Source organism: Priestia sp. FW507-14D1A (assembly GCF_058781295.1).
This window is the reverse complement of the sequence record NZ_JBYSWQ010000002.1, coordinates 833,150-849,183: the sequence shown is the minus strand read 5'-3', so window position 1 is coordinate 849,183 and position 16,034 is coordinate 833,150. Positions and strand designations below refer to the sequence as shown.

Annotated in this window: 17 protein-coding genes; 11 read left to right on the top strand and 6 right to left on the bottom strand. The window is 39.8% G+C overall.

Going from position 1 to position 16,034, the window contains the following annotated elements; all coding sequences use genetic code 11:
* Positions 1 to 55: 55 nt before the first annotated feature.
* The 4 genes from AC3WJG_RS12650 to AC3WJG_RS12635 form a co-directional block, all read right to left on the bottom strand.
* Positions 56 to 220, bottom strand: coding sequence for an aspartyl-phosphate phosphatase Spo0E family protein (locus AC3WJG_RS12650; RefSeq protein WP_081731992.1), 165 nt, complete (start codon positions 218 to 220; stop codon positions 56 to 58).
* Positions 221 to 1,088: 868 nt separating this feature from the next.
* Positions 1,089 to 1,286, bottom strand: a complete 198-nt coding sequence (locus AC3WJG_RS12645; protein WP_028407531.1) for a YwbE family protein — start codon at positions 1,284 to 1,286, stop codon at positions 1,089 to 1,091.
* Entirely contained in the window at positions 1,286 to 1,465 is a 180-nt protein-coding gene (locus tag AC3WJG_RS12640; protein ID WP_060744848.1) for a hypothetical protein, read from the bottom strand. Before AC3WJG_RS12640 ends, AC3WJG_RS12645 begins: the two co-directional genes overlap by 1 nt.
* A gap of 82 nt (positions 1,466 to 1,547) precedes the next feature.
* Positions 1,548 to 1,916 (bottom strand): winged helix-turn-helix transcriptional regulator, encoded by a 369-nt coding sequence (locus AC3WJG_RS12635; RefSeq protein WP_013055500.1) that lies wholly within the window; start codon positions 1,914 to 1,916, stop codon positions 1,548 to 1,550.
* Positions 1,917 to 2,245: 329 nt separating this feature from the next.
* Here AC3WJG_RS12635 and AC3WJG_RS12630 point away from each other — a divergent pair, with 329 nt between their 5' ends.
* The 9 genes from AC3WJG_RS12630 to AC3WJG_RS12590 all read left to right on the top strand — a co-directional run bounded on the left by AC3WJG_RS12630 (position 2,246) and on the right by AC3WJG_RS12590 (position 11,012).
* A complete protein-coding gene (locus AC3WJG_RS12630; protein ID WP_028407533.1) occupies positions 2,246 to 3,445 on the top strand; it encodes an MFS transporter in 1,200 nt (399 codons plus the stop codon).
* 57 nt (positions 3,446 to 3,502) lie between these two features.
* Positions 3,503 to 4,459, top strand: a complete 957-nt coding sequence (locus AC3WJG_RS12625) for an LLM class oxidoreductase (protein ID WP_328240394.1) — start codon at positions 3,503 to 3,505, stop codon at positions 4,457 to 4,459.
* Between the two features lie 120 nt (positions 4,460 to 4,579).
* Entirely contained in the window at positions 4,580 to 4,813 is a 234-nt protein-coding gene (locus AC3WJG_RS12620; protein WP_176536144.1) for a hypothetical protein, read from the top strand.
* 101 nt (positions 4,814 to 4,914) lie between these two features.
* Positions 4,915 to 5,841 (top strand): malonate decarboxylase subunit epsilon, encoded by a 927-nt coding sequence (mdcH, locus tag AC3WJG_RS12615; protein ID WP_098433423.1) that lies wholly within the window; start codon positions 4,915 to 4,917, stop codon positions 5,839 to 5,841.
* Between the two features lie 37 nt (positions 5,842 to 5,878).
* Positions 5,879 to 7,531, top strand: a complete 1,653-nt coding sequence (gene mdcA, locus AC3WJG_RS12610; RefSeq protein WP_050689313.1) for a malonate decarboxylase subunit alpha — start codon at positions 5,879 to 5,881, stop codon at positions 7,529 to 7,531.
* 5 nt (positions 7,532 to 7,536) lie between these two features.
* Entirely contained in the window at positions 7,537 to 8,403 is an 867-nt protein-coding gene (locus AC3WJG_RS12605; protein ID WP_221840704.1) for a triphosphoribosyl-dephospho-CoA synthase, read from the top strand.
* A gap of 23 nt (positions 8,404 to 8,426) precedes the next feature.
* Positions 8,427 to 8,729 carry a malonate decarboxylase subunit delta gene (locus AC3WJG_RS12600; RefSeq protein ID WP_028407538.1) on the top strand — a complete coding sequence of 101 codons (303 nt, stop codon included), beginning with the start codon at positions 8,427 to 8,429 and terminating at the stop codon, positions 8,727 to 8,729.
* Positions 8,716 to 10,416 carry a biotin-independent malonate decarboxylase subunit beta gene (mdcD, locus tag AC3WJG_RS12595; RefSeq protein WP_328240395.1) on the top strand — a complete coding sequence of 567 codons (1,701 nt, stop codon included), beginning with the start codon at positions 8,716 to 8,718 and terminating at the stop codon, positions 10,414 to 10,416. The genes AC3WJG_RS12600 and mdcD overlap by 14 nt, the downstream gene beginning before the upstream one ends.
* The gene (locus AC3WJG_RS12590; protein ID WP_060744854.1) at positions 10,404 to 11,012 is read left to right on the top strand and encodes a malonate decarboxylase holo-ACP synthase; all 609 of its coding nucleotides are present in this window, start codon (positions 10,404 to 10,406) and stop codon (positions 11,010 to 11,012) included. Before mdcD ends, AC3WJG_RS12590 begins: the two co-directional genes overlap by 13 nt.
* A gap of 39 nt (positions 11,013 to 11,051) precedes the next feature.
* On the opposite strand, the gene AC3WJG_RS12585 is transcribed toward AC3WJG_RS12590, so the two are convergent.
* Positions 11,052 to 11,990 (bottom strand): response regulator, encoded by a 939-nt coding sequence (locus AC3WJG_RS12585; protein ID WP_028407541.1) that lies wholly within the window; start codon positions 11,988 to 11,990, stop codon positions 11,052 to 11,054.
* Positions 11,991 to 11,994: 4 nt separating this feature from the next.
* Positions 11,995 to 13,245 carry an ATP-binding protein gene (locus AC3WJG_RS12580; protein WP_060744928.1) on the bottom strand — a complete coding sequence of 417 codons (1,251 nt, stop codon included), beginning with the start codon at positions 13,243 to 13,245 and terminating at the stop codon, positions 11,995 to 11,997.
* Positions 13,246 to 13,511: 266 nt separating this feature from the next.
* Between AC3WJG_RS12580 and AC3WJG_RS12575 the strand changes: the two genes are divergently transcribed.
* The gene (locus AC3WJG_RS12575) at positions 13,512 to 14,501 is read left to right on the top strand and encodes a glutaminase (protein ID WP_028407543.1); all 990 of its coding nucleotides are present in this window, start codon (positions 13,512 to 13,514) and stop codon (positions 14,499 to 14,501) included.
* A gap of 102 nt (positions 14,502 to 14,603) precedes the next feature.
* A complete protein-coding gene (locus tag AC3WJG_RS12570; protein ID WP_050689307.1) occupies positions 14,604 to 16,034 on the top strand; it encodes an alanine/glycine:cation symporter family protein in 1,431 nt (476 codons plus the stop codon).

The window sequence follows — 16,034 nt, the reverse complement described above, 5'->3', positions numbered from 1 at the left end:
TTATTTGTAGGTTTATGGTACCTGAGGGATAGCAAGTGAAAGTCCTACGCGGCTCTTATTTGGTATGGTTAAAAAGCTTTTGGTAACTAACAATTTTTTGATCTAGCTTTTGACTTAATTTTAAAATCTCACCCTGAGAATAGCTGCTTGTTTTCTTAGCTAATTGGTAAATATCTGATTGTAAGGCTCGAATTTCTTTTTCTAACTGAGGTTGCTTCATTGAAATCCTCTCCAAGTCAGAATACTTCTATCTTCTATGTTTTATCTTTTATCTAATAGTATGAAATTCCTTCATATTTGTAAAATGTTTTTTGTTTTGAAAAATATGACATAGGTGAAGAGCTGCTGACAAGCTTTGTCGAACACTTTTTTTACCTGTTTTCAACAAGTATGATATACTGAGGCTAGGAAAAATGACAATCTGGAGCGCACGTTCAGTTATTCTTAACAAGCGAATGAATTCTTAGCTTTGACAAGTTTAGCTTGTAAGGTGAAGAAATTCATCACATAATCTTATTAGATCTGAACCTTGTTAGCCCGGATGAGGATTTGTCGAAAACGATTCACTAGAAAAAACCTTCGAGACCGCCAACTCGGAGGTTTTTTTATTTTTGTGTATGGGAAGGGAAAAAAAGACATAGACTAATAAAGAAAAAGGTCCCGCACCCATAATCGGCCGTAGTTGATTACACCTTGTCCATTTCTGCAAGGAAGCTGTCTTTTTACTATAGGGAAGTGCCGCCAAACACCATTCCCTAAAGACAATCAGCACACGAGCCTTATGGATGAAGAACCTTTTAGACGATACTTATCGGTGATTACTTATTTTGCTACTGGAAAAATAGCAAATAAGAGCGACTATGGCTCCTAAAAGCTCGACGTAAGCCGTTAGGAGCTGAACATTCTCAGCATCTAGGAAAAATGACTTGAGGATTTGTCTCAGACTATCCACCACCTTTTTTTCCTTGCGTGAATTCCCAAGGGAAAGAAAGGGGACGACAGTGCTTCTTTATTTTAACAAAAGTAGGAAATGATAAGTAGATTTATTTGAAGGATAAATTAAAAAAGCATGTAGAATACATGCTTTTTTAATTTGGGTAAATTTCTTTTATACGTCCGACTTGTCCATCTGTTAAACGAACTTTAATGCCGTGAGGGTGAAAGCTTGAATTGGTCAGAATGTCTTTGACCGTTCCATGTGTCAGTTTTCCAGAGCGCTGATCTGCTTTTAAAACAATGTCGACTTTAATTCCAGGAGCTACGTCTTTTCTATTTTGTCCGTTCATTATACACCTGTTCTCTTTCGCTGATTATTCGTTTTTTTTGTTTGTTGACTTGTCAGCTTTTTGGTTGCTTGATTAGTACTGCTGTTCTTAGCTTTATTTGAAGATTGGTTTTTCTTATTAGCAAGCTGCTGTTTAATAGCATCTTGAAGACTAATTTTCTTTTTTGATTGTTCTGTCATATGGGCTCCTCCTGAATACGTACATCGTCTGAAAAACAAAGAAAGTAAGGCAATGAAAAAGCTGACTATCTAGTCAGCTTTTTTAATTAGAAACAGTGACTTCTTCTACAGGCTGCATAAGTACAGCTTCTTTATCAGGATACGTTTTTTCAATATGATGTTCTCCCCAAGAGCATAATGAATCAAGAATGCTTTTTAAAGACCATCCGTAATCTGTTAAAGAATATTCTACTCGAGGCGGCATTTCATTGTACATTTTTCTAACAATGATGCCGTCTGCTTCAAGTTCACGAAGCTGCTGCGTTAATACTTTTTGTGTAACGCGCGGCATAATTCTTTTTAATTCTCCAGGGCGCTTTGTCCCTTTGATTAAGTGGCAAAGAATAACGACTTTCCACTTGCCTCCAATGACTTCTAGTGCCGCTTCCACTGGAATATTATATTTTTTCACGTTAACAACTCTCCTTGTTCTAGAGATAACGGTTAAATGCATGGTTTCGCATTTTTTCTGATGTTTATCATACCACTATAGAGCAGAATTTTCTAGGTGTAAGCATTTTTTTAGAATACCCAATAGTTCATGACTTTAGTATTTACGCTTATTGTAACCTCCAGGTACCTATATCACTTGAAAGTGCGTACTTTTTCTTTGGTTTTACATCGCTCATAATAACAATTGTTGATGGCGAGTTAGCGAATATATGAAAGGTACCTAAGCTAATCAGCCATAAAAGAAGCTATTATAAAGAAGTTATTATAACGAACAGGAGGCGTTAAAAAGTGAATACACTTTCACAAACACAACAAAGTAAAAAAAGCGGTGCTTTGCCGCTATTAGCGCTAGCTATTAGCGCCTTTGGGATCGGAACTACAGAGTTCGTTCCAGTAGGTTTATTATCATCGCTTGCAGATGATTTAAATATTTCCATTACACTAGCAGGGTTATTAATTTCAGGATACGCAATGGGAGTGGCATTTGGAGCTCCCGTATTAACAGCTTTAACAAGTAAAATGAGCAGAAAATCACTGTTGATGCTATTGATGGTTATTTTTATCGTAGGAAATTCAGTAGCAGCTTTATCAACAAGCTTTGGACTGCTGCTTATAGCACGAATTATTACTGCATTTTCACACGGAATTTTCTTTTCTATCGGTGCGACTATCGCTGCTGATTTGGTACCGGAAGATAAGCGGGCAAGTGCCATTGCTTTAATGTTTACAGGTTTAACAGTTGCAACGGTTACAGGTGTTCCGCTTGGTACATTTATCGGACAAGCTTTCGGCTGGAGAGCAACATTTTGGGGAGTAGCGTTACTTGGGGTTATTGCCATTATTGCAAGTGCTCTTTTAGTGCCTAAAAACTTAAAAGAAGCGCCGCCGGCAAAGTTTAGTGATCAATTGAAAATTTTGAAAAACGGGCCGCTTTTACTATCGTTTGCTATTACTGCCTTAGGATATGGCGGAACGTTTGTAGCCTATACGTATTTAGCACCTATTCTTGAAAAACTAACAGGATATGCACCAAGCGCGGTTAGTATCTTACTGCTGGTATACGGTGTAGCGGTAGCCATCGGAAATACAATCGGAGGAAAAGCTGCGAATAAAGACCCGTTAAAAGCATTATTTTGGATGTTTCTAATTCAAGCCGTTATCTTAGTTATTTTATCGTTTACTGCATCATTTAAAGTAGCGGGAACGATTACGATTTTTGCCATGGGCTTATTGGCATTTATGAACGTACCTGGACTGCAAGTGCTGGTCGTGAACTTAGCTGAAAAGTATGTTCCTTCAGCAGTGAATGTAGCGTCTGCGCTTAATATTGCTGCATTTAACGTTGGAATTGCTATTGGCTCCTTTGTAGGCGGCCTGATTGTTGATTCGATTGGTCTTGTTCATACTCCTTGGATTGGAGGAGTTATGGTTTTAGGAGCGGTCTTATTAACAGCATGGAGCCGCTCAATAGAAGCAAAAGCAAAATAAAACAAGAGATCATCGCCTTTTGCGATGATCTCTTATCTATAAAAGGAGAGGAAGCAAATGACTGCATTTCAACATCATAAGGCGTATCGTCGTATGTACAAGGAGAATGAGTTAACGTTAGGTTTGCATATGCCGCTTGAAAATTATCAGTATGCCACGCCTACGATGGAAAAACAAGTAGAGCTCACGCAGCTTGCAGAACAATATGGATTTACAAGCTTATGGTTCCGTGATGTCCTTCTTCAAGATCCATCATTTGGCGATCCAGCAACGGGTCAAATTTATGATATGCTTATTTATTTGACTTACCTTGCCAGTCAAACAAAAGAAATTGCTCTTAGTACATCTGCTATTGTGCTGCCTTTGCGTCATCCGCTTCGTGTAGCTAAAGAAATGGCAACCATTGATCAGCTTTTTCCTGAGCGGTTGATTATGGGCGTATCTTCTGGAGACCGTCAAGCAGATTTTCGAGGACTAGGTATTCCTCATGAAGAAAGAGGAAAGCGATTTACAGAGGCTTTTCATTATTTAGAAGCAGCGTTAAATCAAGATTTTCCATCTATCCAGTCTACTTTGGGTTCTGTTCAAGGAGCAAATGTGGTTCCTAAGCCAACGAAACGTATTCCAACGATGATCACGGGATACAGTCAGCAAAATATGGAGTGGTTTGCCCAGTATGGAGACGGCTGGATGTATTATCCTCGTCATCCTCATTTTCAAGCAGAAGCTATTACACAATGGAGGAAACTGGTTGACATCTATCATCCAGGCGTTTTTAAACCTTTTACGCAACCTATGCATCTAGATTTGGCAGAAGATCCAAATGAAATGCCAACGCCAATTCGTTTAGGATTTCGAGCAGGTCGTAATGCATTAATTGAGCTTCTTTCTATTTATAAAGAAATAGGAGTTAATCATCTCTTTTTTGCTCTTTTTGATAGTAAGCGTCCCGCTGAAGAAGTTATACATGAGCTTGGCAAAGAAGTGCTTCCGCATTTTCCGGCTCATCTGTAGCTAAAAGTACTTTAGTTGAAGATCCGAACGAGTTAGATTCTTAATGGAGAATCTAACTCGTTCGGTTTTTTTTATTGATAGGACGAACGTAGATTTTATGTATGGAGTTGCTTCTAGCGGTTGATTGGAGGACAAGACGAAGACTCCTGCGGGAAAAGCGGAATAGGTGAGACCGGCAGAAGTTTAGCGACGAGGAGGCTCAGCGGACGCACGCGGAAAGCGAAGTCTTGCACGGAAATCAACCGTGATGGAACAAGCGAGCCATATGAGCTCATGTATCCCATTTTTTCGTCTTTAGATTGGATTCATTTAGTTATATCCCAACCTCTTTTTTATATAGATTTCAAGTTATAGGATATATAAGAAATATGTATTAGAGTTATTGATCCTATGTTCTTTATAATAAAATTATCCATTATCTCCTTGGATGATATAAAGTCGAAAGGAGAAACACGATGAGTGTTGCATTTCTATTTCCAGGACAAGGTGCACAATATGCTGGTATGCTTCATGATATAAAAAATAAATGGGGATTAGCGACTACGTTTGAAGAAGCAAGTGAGGCATTAAATCAAGACGTATTATCGTTAGATTCGTCAGAAAAATTGAAATATAATAAAAATGTTCAGATATGTCTTTTTATTGCAGGAGTAGCTGCGGCTAGGTCGTTTAAAAACAAAGGATACTCGCCAGACGTAGTAGGGGGGCATTCAATAGGGGCGTTTGGAGCAGCAGTTGCATCTGAAGTGTTATCTTTTAAAGAAGCTCTTCTTCTTGTGAAAAAAAGAGGGGAACTGATGGAAAATGCTTATCCTGATGGTTATGGTATGGGGGTTGTAATGGGACTTCGCGAGCATCAGCTTCTCTCTATTGTACATGAACTAGCAACTGATGCAGCTCCTGTGTACGTAGCGAATCTAAATGCTCCTGATCAAATGACGATTTCTGGCACCTTAAAAGCAATCGAGAAAGTTCTTGAAAAAGCATCTAAAAAAGGGGCTAGAAAAACTAAAATGCTTCATGTAACGGTGCCTTCTCACTGTCCTCTTATGGAAGGAGTTTCGAGTGAATTACGAAAAACAATAACTGAAGTAAAAGGAAAAGACCCGATCGTTCCTTTTATAGGTAATTGTAAAGCTCGGAAATTATGGAAAGCTGCTGATGTTAAGGAAGACTTGGCTGCGAGTGTTGCCCTGCCCGTTCGTTGGCATGATACGACGGAAGTTATGTATGAAATGGGCACAAGATTATATATTGAAATGGCTCCAGGAAGAGTGCTGACGGATTTGGCTGCTAAGAGCTTCCCTGAAGCAAGGGCTATTTCGGCAGCCGAATCTACGATGAAAACTTTGCTGATTTTAATGGAAAAAGAAAAAATGTAAGCGTATTAATTTAGAAATGTCAGAAAGGAGCTAGAACATGAGTGGCATAAAAAAAACTTCAAAATCATGGACAACTCGCCGAGATCAAAAAGCAGCTCGCCTTGCACAAATAGACCATCTTCTTAAAGGAAAGTTATTGGGTAATGAACACATTATTGAAGCGTTAGAATTGCTTATATCACCCGGAGATAAAGTAGTGCTTGAAGGAGATAATCAAAAGCAAGCATCTTTTTTATCAAAAGCGCTGAATGAAGTAAGCGCTGATAAAGTAAACGGCCTTCATATGATTATGTCTAGTATTTCACGTCCCGAACATCTCGACATATTTGAAAAAGGAATTGCTGAAAAAATTGATTTTTCGTACGCCGGTGCTCAAAGCCTTCGCGTGTCTCAAATGATTGAAGATGAGACGTTGAAAATGGGAGAAATTCATACATATCTAGAGCTTTACGGACGCCTTTTCATTGATTTAATTCCGAACATTGCCTTAGTGGCTGCTGACAAAGCGGACGCACAAGGTAATTTATATACAGGAGCAAATACGGAAGAAACACCAACCATTATCGAGGCAACGGCGTTTAAGGATGGAATTGTTATTGTGCAGGTAAATGAACTTGTTGAAGAACTTCCGCGAGTGGATATTCCGGCTTCTTGGATTGATTGTATCGTCGTGGCGGATCAGCCTTATCAATTGGAAGCTTTATTTACGCGAGATCCTCGTCATATTACAGAGCTCCAAATTTTAATGGGTATGATGACAATTAGGGGGATCTATGAACGCCACAGCGTACAATCATTAAATCATGGCATTGGCTTTAATACCGCTGCAATTGAGCTTTTGCTGCCTACTTATGGAGAAAAGTTAGGATTGAAAGGTAAAATATGCAAGCATTGGGCTCTGAATCCTCACCCTACGTTAATTCCGGCTATTGAAAGCGGATGGATCGAGAGCGTGCACTGCTTTGGCGGAGAAGTAGGGATGGAACAATACACAGCAGCGCGTCCAGATGTGTTTTTTACAGGACGCGACGGCAGCCTGCGCTCAAACCGTGCGATGTGTCAAGTGGCTGGTCAATATGCGGTAGATGCTTTTGTAGGATCAACTTTGCAAATAGATGGAGAAGGAAATTCTTCTACCGTCACATCTGGACGTTTGTCAGGGTTTGGCGGAGCGCCTAATATGGGACATGACCCTAGAGGCCGCCGACATTCTACCCCTGCTTGGCTAGATATGATAAACGAGCAGCACGAACTAGCAAGAGGCAAAAAGCTAGTTGTTCAAATGGTTGAAACCTTTCAATCAGGAAATGAGCCTGTTTTTGTGGAGTCTTTGGATGCGATAAAGGTAGCGAAACAAGCAGGGTTAGCTACTGCTCCTGTCATGATTTACGGAGATGATGTGACGCATGTTGTGACGGAAGAAGGAATTGCTTATTTATATAAAGCACAAAGCTTGGACGAAAGAAAAGCAGCGCTTGAAGCAGTAGCAGGGGTAACACCTATAGGCCTGCGACATAACCAAAATAAAGTGGAAAAGATGCGCAGAGATGGCCTAGTGGCTTTTCCCGAAGATTTACAGATTCGCCGTACAGAAGCAAAGCGTTCATTATTGGCAGCAAGAAGTGTCGAAGATTTAGTAGAATGGTCGGATGGCTTGTATAATCCGCCTGCTAAATTTAGGAGCTGGTAAGGAATATGCGTATTCAAAGTATTCAAGAAGAGCCAAGACCAGCTGTGTTTTACTCATGTCTAATAGCTAAAATGGCAGTTACCGCTCTGGTTGATGAAGCGGTGCTTACACCTAAGCCTGGGCTTGTAGATGCAGCAACAACTGGATCTCATCAAGATATGAATATTGAGACGCTGTTAACTTCTGCTTATGCTTTACAACCGACCTTTTTACAGATTGCATTATACAGTCAAGGAAAGCAGCCAAGTCAGATGCTGAGGGAAGAAATTGCTCGAATTGGACGCGAGGGCGAACAAATTATGTACGCGGCTACGGATGGTGTTAATACACACAAAGGAGCCATTTGGGCATTAGGTCTACTTGCTTCTGCAACAGCAGTTTGCGGCATTCAAGCATCACCTGCATCCATCACAGAAGCTGCAGGACAAATTGCTCGTTATGCAGATCGTTTTTGTCCTCTGCATTCATCTAATGGACTTCGTGTGAAAAAACAGTATGGCGCAAAAGGAGCGGCTGGAGAGGCGAAGCAAGGGTTTCCCCACGTGATTCATATAGGCTTGCCTGCTTTACATAAAGCTCGCAAGCTAGGCATACATGAAACATCAGCAAGGGTTGATACTTTAGTAACATTAATTGCCAACCTTGATGATACGTGTATTTTGCATCGTGCTGGTCCGGTTGTGTTAGAGGAGGTTAAAATGGCGGCATCCAATGTGTTACAAGCTGGGGGGGTATCTACATCAATGGGAAAACAGCGGCTAGAAGCGTTAGATCATATCCTTCTATCATCTAACGCTTCTCCAGGCGGAAGTGCAGATTTGCTGGCTGCTGTATTATTTTTAGATCGAATATCTCTTTTTAAAGAATCGTAAACGTCTGCAGGGAGGAGTGGCTAATGGAAACGTTAGTGTTTAAATACAAAGCCGATCGAAAGTTAACTCAGCGCGCACATGTAGGCGTTGTTGGTTCAGGGGATTTAGAAATTTTATTGGTTCCTTCGGATGAAGAACATGCTCACGTATCAGTACGAACAGGAAGTGAAGGGTTTAGTGAAACCTGGAAAGCCGTTTTAGACCGGTTCTTTAGCGTTCATACCATTCAAGCGAAAATTGTAATTAATGATTTCGGTGCTACGCCCGGTGTAGTCGCCTTGCGTCTTGCACAAGCTTTGGAGGTGAGTGAAAATGGGAGTGAATAGTCAAAGCTTTATTGAGTTAAATGGAAGAGAACGAGCGGAGGCAATCTTAGATCAAGGAACATTCTATGAGCTGCTTGGCCCTTTTGACGGAATCGAATCGCCTCATTTACCTAAGCAAAATATTGTTCCTCAAAGCGATGATGGTGTCATTATAGCAGGTGGGCTGATAGCAGGAGAGCCAGCCGTTGTCATTTCCATAGAAGGAGGATTTCAAGGGGGAGGCATTGGTGAAGTATCGGGAGCTAAAATTGCAGGAGCTTTAGAACTAGCCCTTAATAATCACAAAAAAGGTGTTCCTGTCAGACCTGTTTTTCTATTCGATACAGGAGGGGTAAGGCTCCAAGAAGCGAATTATGGACTTTTGTCGATATCTGAAATTGGCTCAGCTGTGGTTGCTTTGCGTGAGCATACACCTGTTGTTGGAGTTATCTCAGGAAATGTAGGCTGCTTTGGAGGAATGTCCATCACTGCTTCACTCTTTAGTTATCTCATTATGACAAAAGAAGCAAGGTTTGGCCTTAACGGCCCTGAAGTAATCGAGCAAGAAGCAGGGGTTGAAGAGTTTGATGCAAGAGACCGAAGCTTAATCTGGAAAACGATTGGCGGTATTCAACGCTATGAAACCGGGTTTGCAGATGCCTTAGCACAGGATGATGTCACTGCTATTCAACGAGCGGTTCAAGAGACGTTTCAGAAGAAAGAAAAAGCAACTAGTAAAACAGAACAAGTAGATTTTTACAGACATTTGCTTAGTAAGGTTGATCCTTCAGAAAAAATGGCTCCTGATCAGTTTCAACAATTGTATAAAGCAACAAAAAATGAACCTATCCCTTCAACAGTCTCTTACTCATTGAATGAAGTTCCAGGTCACATGCCCAACAGCCGCGGTCGCGTGTGGATCAACGCCTTAATAAATGATGAAGAAGCAGATTTTGAAATTCCTTCCGTTCTTTATAAAGACGCATTGCTAGGAAGAGAAAAGGTCCGATATATATCGGTTGTACCTAATCCTTATAATCGTTTCTTACGTGCACGAAAAGGGGAAGTAGGACTCGATGAAGGATGGGCAATTGCCAAGCACGTTCGTGAAGTAATAAACGAAGATCGAAATCAATCTCCGCGCCCTATAATTGCCATTGTAGACGTACCGAGTCAAGCGTATGGCTATCATGAAGAACTTCTAGGTATTCACTATGCTTGCGGTGCTGCGGCTGATGCTTATGCAGCAGCGCGCTTAGCAGGTCATCCGGTTATTACGCTAATTGTCGGAAAAGCAATTTCAGGAGCATTTTTGGCTCATGGATACCAATCAAATCGAATTGTGTCTTTAAAAGACGAAGGAGTAAATGTTCACGCCATGTCCAAACAGTCGGCAGCGCGTATTACTAAAAGAAGTATAAAAGAACTTGAAGAAGCTTCAAAGAAAGTCCCGTCCATGGCTTATGATATTGAATCATTTGCCTCACTTGGCGCTTTATATGAGCTGGTTAGCGGTATTCAAGCAGAGCAGCCCACAGAGCGCGACGTTCAAACGATTCAAGATATTTTGACTGGAGCAGTAGAAGATGTACGCCGTGAAGGTGTGTACGATTTAAGCACCCGGCTATACAGTGAGCAAGCAAGGAAGGAAGGGCGAAAAGCTTCTTTATTAGTAAGAGATGAGTTGGAAAAACAATGGAATATATAGCTCATGATTTACTTCAGTTAAAAGAGGAAGTAAAGCTTATCAGTTATACACCTATCCCCGATTGGGTGGAGCATTCTTTAGCGAAGGCTCCGCTTGTCGTTGTAAGGCGGGCTGTTCACCGAGATAGCCTGATACCTGTTGGAGTAAGGGGAGAAAGAAGGAATCAGCGTTTTGGAGCATTTGTATCTGAGCAGGCCGTTAAACAAAGAATTAGGCCGGAAGATCTCGTTTCTATTTTTCAAAACGGCCACTTTAGAAACATGCCAGCCATAGGTGCTTTAAAAGAAGTCGCAATTATTTTAAAAGATTTTGCGTGGGGACCAACCGGCAGTGTGGGATTCGAATTTGCAAGTGGTGCCGAAGTTGTTACAACAACTAGTGATTTGGATATACTTATTCGGCTTTCTTCTTATTTGTCGGTGGAACAAGCGCAACTGATAGTTAATCAGTTAAAAGAGTGTCCAGTTTCTGTAGATGTACAGGTAGAAACAGAAAAAGGAGCATTTTCTCTGATGGAATATGCAAGAGGAGAAAAGAAGCTGCTTCTGCGTACTGTATATGGACCTACCTTAGTAAAACTGAATCAATTAGTATAAAAGACGGAAGAGGTATTTGCACCTTTTCCGTCTTTTCTATCAATACCAGCTTTTTTCCTTGCTTAACAAGCGTTTTGCTTCAAAAAAGAATATTTGAATGAACTTTTTAGTGTTAATGCGAATCGGCAAAATTTTAGAATCTCCCTGCAATTCTTTCATTTTTTTACGAACGGCTGTAAAGTCAAAAAACTTAGAAGCATAATTTTCAAACTTTGGATTTGAAAAATCTGTTAATCCAATAGAAGCAAAGTGATTTAGTGAGTGAGTAACTGCTCGTCTTATACGCTGTTCACAAGCTTTGGTTTCACGGTTAATTTCAATAGAAGACGCGTGAGCTCCTAATTTTTTCTCCGCAACATTTACAAAAATATTTTTTAGAGAAGGAAAATGTTTTTCCACACTTTCTCTTTGGTCATAAGTGTACAGAAACTGTAAAATATCCAGTAAATCTTTTGCACCATTTTCTCCTACAATACCTAACTCGGCTAATAAGAATTTTCCTACATCGTATAGATGGGCTTGTTTCGTTATCGGCTGGCTTGAAGGGGGAGCGTGATGAGCTGTCGCTAAACTATTCAATGAGGTCTTAATATCGTCGATTGATTTCTCAAGGGAGATTCGTTCCATTACTTTTCGAATAACCGTTAAAATTTCAATTCGATTAATTGGTTTTGTAATATAGTATTCAATTCCTAATGAGTAAGCCTCTCCTATCAATTCTTTGGACTCTACCTGTGAAATCATAATCATTTTTCCGTTAAATGAATCTTTTAAATGACGGATTGTTTCGATTCCGTCCCGTCCTGGCATAAGTAAATCGATAAATAAAATATCAATTTGTTTTAAATTTAACGTAGAGGCATCTAAAAAGCTTCCGTCGACGACTTCTTCTACAACTTCTCCTAAATCCTCATCTTCAATCAGCTGACTGAGCGTTGAACGAATAGCTGAATCGTCATCTGTAATACAAAATCGCATAAACTCATCCTTTCTGAATTAGATTACGAAGGGGGATTTGAATGATAAAGGTCATTCCGCTGTCTTCTTGTGTAGCTTTAATCGTACCTTCAAGTTCTTGAACAATATCTTTTACATAAGAAAGACCAATGCCAGTAGAGGGGTTTCCAAATTGATCGTACTTTGAGGTGAAACCAGGTTCAAAAATAGCTTTTTCGTACTTTAAAGGTACTCCAGGACCGTTGTCTTGTACATGAAATTCTACATGTTCAGCTTGACTATGTACCGATAAAACAATCCTTCCCTCATCTTTAATCGCCTCCACTGCGTTTGCTACCAAGTTATTAATGATCGATAAAATGGTATAAACGTGGTAGCTGAAATGTTCCCCGTTTACAGAAGAAAAAAAGGTGATTTGTTTGTGAAGAGAATCGGCATATTTTTTGTTGATGCGTACGATCAGCTCGATTAATTCCTCTGCTTTCATATAATTTTGGAAACTTTCATTTGAAATTGTTTTAGATAAGCCCGCAAAAATACGCTGGTTGTCTTTTTTTACTTCGTGAATATCTCCGGCAATCCGAAGCGCTTTTTTACTGAGCGTTTGGTTTAGCACAGAATGATCTTTTTCCTGCTGATTTAATACACGGTATAAATCGTACGAAGCTTTTGTAATGGCTTCTGTATTATGAAGGGTCTTTTTTAAATGAACGGTTTCTTCATAAAGGCTTGTAATAAGCATTAGCATGTGCTCATTTTGTTTGCGAATTTGACGTTCCCGTGACTGTGATTCATAAATCGTCATCATATTAAAAAAGCTGAGTACAATGAAGCTGTGAGCAAAAGCAATAACGGCCATGTCAGATAATGAATCGACATGGATTGTTGTGTGCAAAACTATATACTGCGCAGTTAGTTCCACTACATCAGCAGCAATTTCAATGATGAGTCCAATCACTCCAATTACAATAGCACTATAGTTCATGCGGCTTACTTTAAAAATAAAAAATAAAAGTGCATACGTAAAGTAGAAGAAAAACGTAGGGTAATGCGTATGTGCAGAAGCCGCAAATTGAAAATGATCGAGCATGATATAATCGAGCATGATGCGAAAGAGAACGACGCTTAAAGCGGTTAACAAGCCCCCGGCTAAAACGGTTTTCCGTTTTAAAAGCAACAGGAAAAAGAAAAATGTAGGAGCTCCAAATGTAATTCGAAATGTTTCATTTAACGGATAAAATTTTAACTCTCCCGCCAGCGGGACAGTAATGAGCATGAGCAATAAAATGTACGGATCTTTTCGAATGAAAGATTTAAAATTCAGACAATTTCACCTCCTGAAGTGATTCGTGAATTAGTATACATTGTGACAGCGTCCAGCACAATGGAGAAGAGTGCCAAAGATAAAAATATAATTCCAAAAAGTTTTGTAGGTTTTTGTATGCTCTCGTAGGTTGCATTGTACATTAAAAACGAAAATGAAATCTCGCTTTATGAAAGCGCTTTAAAATAAAAAGTTAATTAAGTGATGAGGTGATTTTAATGAAAAGAGAAATTGAACAGGAAATGTCTTACTTACAGCTCACTGCAAAAGACCGGTTACATGAGTGGGTGCAACAAATAAAAGAATTTTCGTCAGAAGGAAAGACGGCTGATTACATTCCAGCGCTGAAAGATATGGACTCGTCTCAATTAGGTATTTGTTTGATTGGTGCTGACGGAACAGTTATCCAATCTGGAGATTATGAATCGGTATTTACTCTTCAAAGTATTTCCAAAGTCATTAGCTTTATAGCAGCTTGCTTATGCTGCGGCATTCCTTATGTGCTAGAGAGAGTGGATGTAGAGCCGACTGGAGATGCATTTAATTCTATTATAAGACTGGAAATGCATAAACCAGGAAAGCCGTTCAATCCTATGATTAACGCTGGTGCTTTAACGGTTTCATCTCTTTTATCTGGGGAGACGGCAAAAGAAAAATTAAGCTATTTGTTTGATGTGATAACGATGCTTACCGGGAAAACACCACTCATTAATGAAACGGTCTTTGAATCAGAATGGCAAACGTCTCATCGAAATCGTGCGCTTGCTTACTATTTAAAAGAAACGAACTACTTGCAAGGAGAAGTAGAAGAAGTTCTAGAGGTTTACTTAAAGCAGTGCTCAATTGAAGTAACGACTGAAGATATTGCACTGATTGGATTAATTCTGTCATTAGACGGATACCATCCAGTGTTTCATAAACAAGTAATTCCAAAAGAAGTAGCTAAATTAACAAAAGCGCTCATGCTTACATGCGGTATGTATAATGCTTCAGGAAAGTTTGCGGCATTTGTTGGTATGCCAGCTAAAAGCGGTGTATCGGGAGGAATCATGTCATTGGTGCCACCTAATACGAAAAAGCAGTCTCCATTTCCAGACGGATGCGGTATCGGAATATACAGTCCAGCTATTGATGAATACGGGAATAGCGTAAAAGGCGTTACGCTGCTAAAAAAAATCGCAAAAGAATGGGATTTGAGTATTTTTTAGTCTATTTACGTACTCTTCATTCGCTTCAATAATATAAACACCAAGAGAAAAAACTTTCATGTTTTGCATTTGTTCTACCAAATTTTTAATGAGGTGATAGGCATGCAACAAGCAATCGAAAGTGTGATTAGCGTCATCAATGATTTTTTTTGGTCGAATTTATTAATTATTTTACTTGTCTCAATTGGTATTTATTTTACGATTCGCTCTCGTTTTTTGCAGTTTCGCATGTTGAAAGAAATGGTACTTGTTTTGAAAGAAGGACGAGCGGCTAAAGGTGGAGGAGTCTCCCCGTTTCAAGCTTTTTGCATAAGCATGGCAGCTCGAGTAGGAACGGGAAATATTACAGGGATAGCGATTGCTATTGCACTTGGTGGCCCGGGTGCTGTATTTTGGATGTGGATTATTGCCATTATCGGTTCAGTATCAAGTTTTGTAGAAAGTACACTCGCTCAAATTTATAAAGTAAAAGGATCAAACGGGTTTCGAGGAGGACCCGCTTATTATATGGAAAAAGGGTTAAATAAAAGGTGGATGGGCGGGCTATTTGCTGTACTCATTACACTATCATTTGGCCTGGTGTTTAACGCTGTGCAGTCTAATACGATTACGCTGGCATTTGAGAACTCTTTTGGAACGAGCCGCTTGTTGGTTGGGATTATTATGACAGTTATATTTGCGGTAATTATTTTTGGCGGAATCAAACGCATCGCCAAGATATCGGAATACATCGTGGTCGTATTAGCCGTTTTATACATTGGAATGGCTCTGTTCATTATCTTTAAAAATATTGATCAAATGCCTGCGGTTCTATCTCTAATTGTGAAAAATGCATTTGGATTTGAACAAGCGCTTGGGGGATCAATTGGTGCAACGTTAATCAATGGAGTAAAGCGCGGACTGTTTTCCAATGAAGCAGGAATGGGAAGTGCTCCCAACGCGGCGGCAACTGCAGTGACGAGTCATCCAGTTAAACAAGGTCTTATCCAAGCATTTGGTGTCTTGACGGATACACTCGTGATTTGTACAAGCACAGCATTTATCGTTCTCTTATCCCCCGCCTATAAGCAGGGACTAAGCGGCATTGAACTAACGCAGGCTTCTCTTAGTACCCATATCGGCTCTTGGGCATCAGGGTTTTTAGCTATCATGGTATTTCTATTTGCTTTTAGTACGTTAATTGGCAATTATTATTATGGAGAAACGAATATTGAGTTTTTAAATTCAAATAAGATGTGGCTTTGGTCTTATCGTGTAGGTGTTTTAGCGATGGTTATTTTTGGATCGATTGCTCAGCTTCAGCTTGTATGGAACTTGGCAGACTTATTTATGGGGATGATGGTAGTCGTGAACTTGATTGCTATTTTTCTATTATCGAAAGTGGCATTTTCCGCCTTGCATGACTATACTCAGCAGAAAAAGGAAGGGAAAAATCCAGTCTTTTATAGAGATGCGTTAGAAAACAATCAAAATATCGAATGCTGGGAAAGAGAATCTACTCCACCCCCTTCTGAAAAAGAGAATATTATCTAA

What these genes read in the sequence shown, in the direction of transcription:
- AC3WJG_RS12650 (WP_081731992.1), bottom strand. Translation starts at nt 220, where the DNA reads ATGAAGCAACCTCAGTTAGAAAAAGAAATTCGAGCCTTACAATCAGAT.
- AC3WJG_RS12645 (WP_028407531.1), bottom strand. Translation starts at nt 1,286, where the DNA reads ATGAACGGACAAAATAGAAAAGACGTAGCTCCTGGAATTAAAGTCGAC.
- AC3WJG_RS12640 (WP_060744848.1), bottom strand. Translation starts at nt 1,465, where the DNA reads ATGACAGAACAATCAAAAAAGAAAATTAGTCTTCAAGATGCTATTAAA.
- AC3WJG_RS12625 (WP_328240394.1), top strand. Translation starts at nt 3,503, where the DNA reads ATGACTGCATTTCAACATCATAAGGCGTATCGTCGTATGTACAAGGAG.
- mdcH (WP_098433423.1), top strand. Translation starts at nt 4,915, where the DNA reads ATGAGTGTTGCATTTCTATTTCCAGGACAAGGTGCACAATATGCTGGT.
- mdcA (WP_050689313.1), top strand. Translation starts at nt 5,879, where the DNA reads ATGAGTGGCATAAAAAAAACTTCAAAATCATGGACAACTCGCCGAGAT.
- AC3WJG_RS12605 (WP_221840704.1), top strand. Translation starts at nt 7,537, where the DNA reads ATGCGTATTCAAAGTATTCAAGAAGAGCCAAGACCAGCTGTGTTTTAC.
- AC3WJG_RS12600 (WP_028407538.1), top strand. Translation starts at nt 8,427, where the DNA reads ATGGAAACGTTAGTGTTTAAATACAAAGCCGATCGAAAGTTAACTCAG.
- mdcD (WP_328240395.1), top strand. Translation starts at nt 8,716, where the DNA reads ATGGGAGTGAATAGTCAAAGCTTTATTGAGTTAAATGGAAGAGAACGA.
- AC3WJG_RS12590 (WP_060744854.1), top strand. Translation starts at nt 10,404, where the DNA reads ATGGAATATATAGCTCATGATTTACTTCAGTTAAAAGAGGAAGTAAAG.
- AC3WJG_RS12585 (WP_028407541.1), bottom strand. Translation starts at nt 11,990, where the DNA reads ATGCGATTTTGTATTACAGATGACGATTCAGCTATTCGTTCAACGCTC.
- AC3WJG_RS12580 (WP_060744928.1), bottom strand. Translation starts at nt 13,245, where the DNA reads ATGCTCATTACTGTCCCGCTGGCGGGAGAGTTAAAATTTTATCCGTTA.
- AC3WJG_RS12575 (WP_028407543.1), top strand. Translation starts at nt 13,512, where the DNA reads ATGAAAAGAGAAATTGAACAGGAAATGTCTTACTTACAGCTCACTGCA.
- AC3WJG_RS12570 (WP_050689307.1), top strand. Translation starts at nt 14,604, where the DNA reads ATGCAACAAGCAATCGAAAGTGTGATTAGCGTCATCAATGATTTTTTT.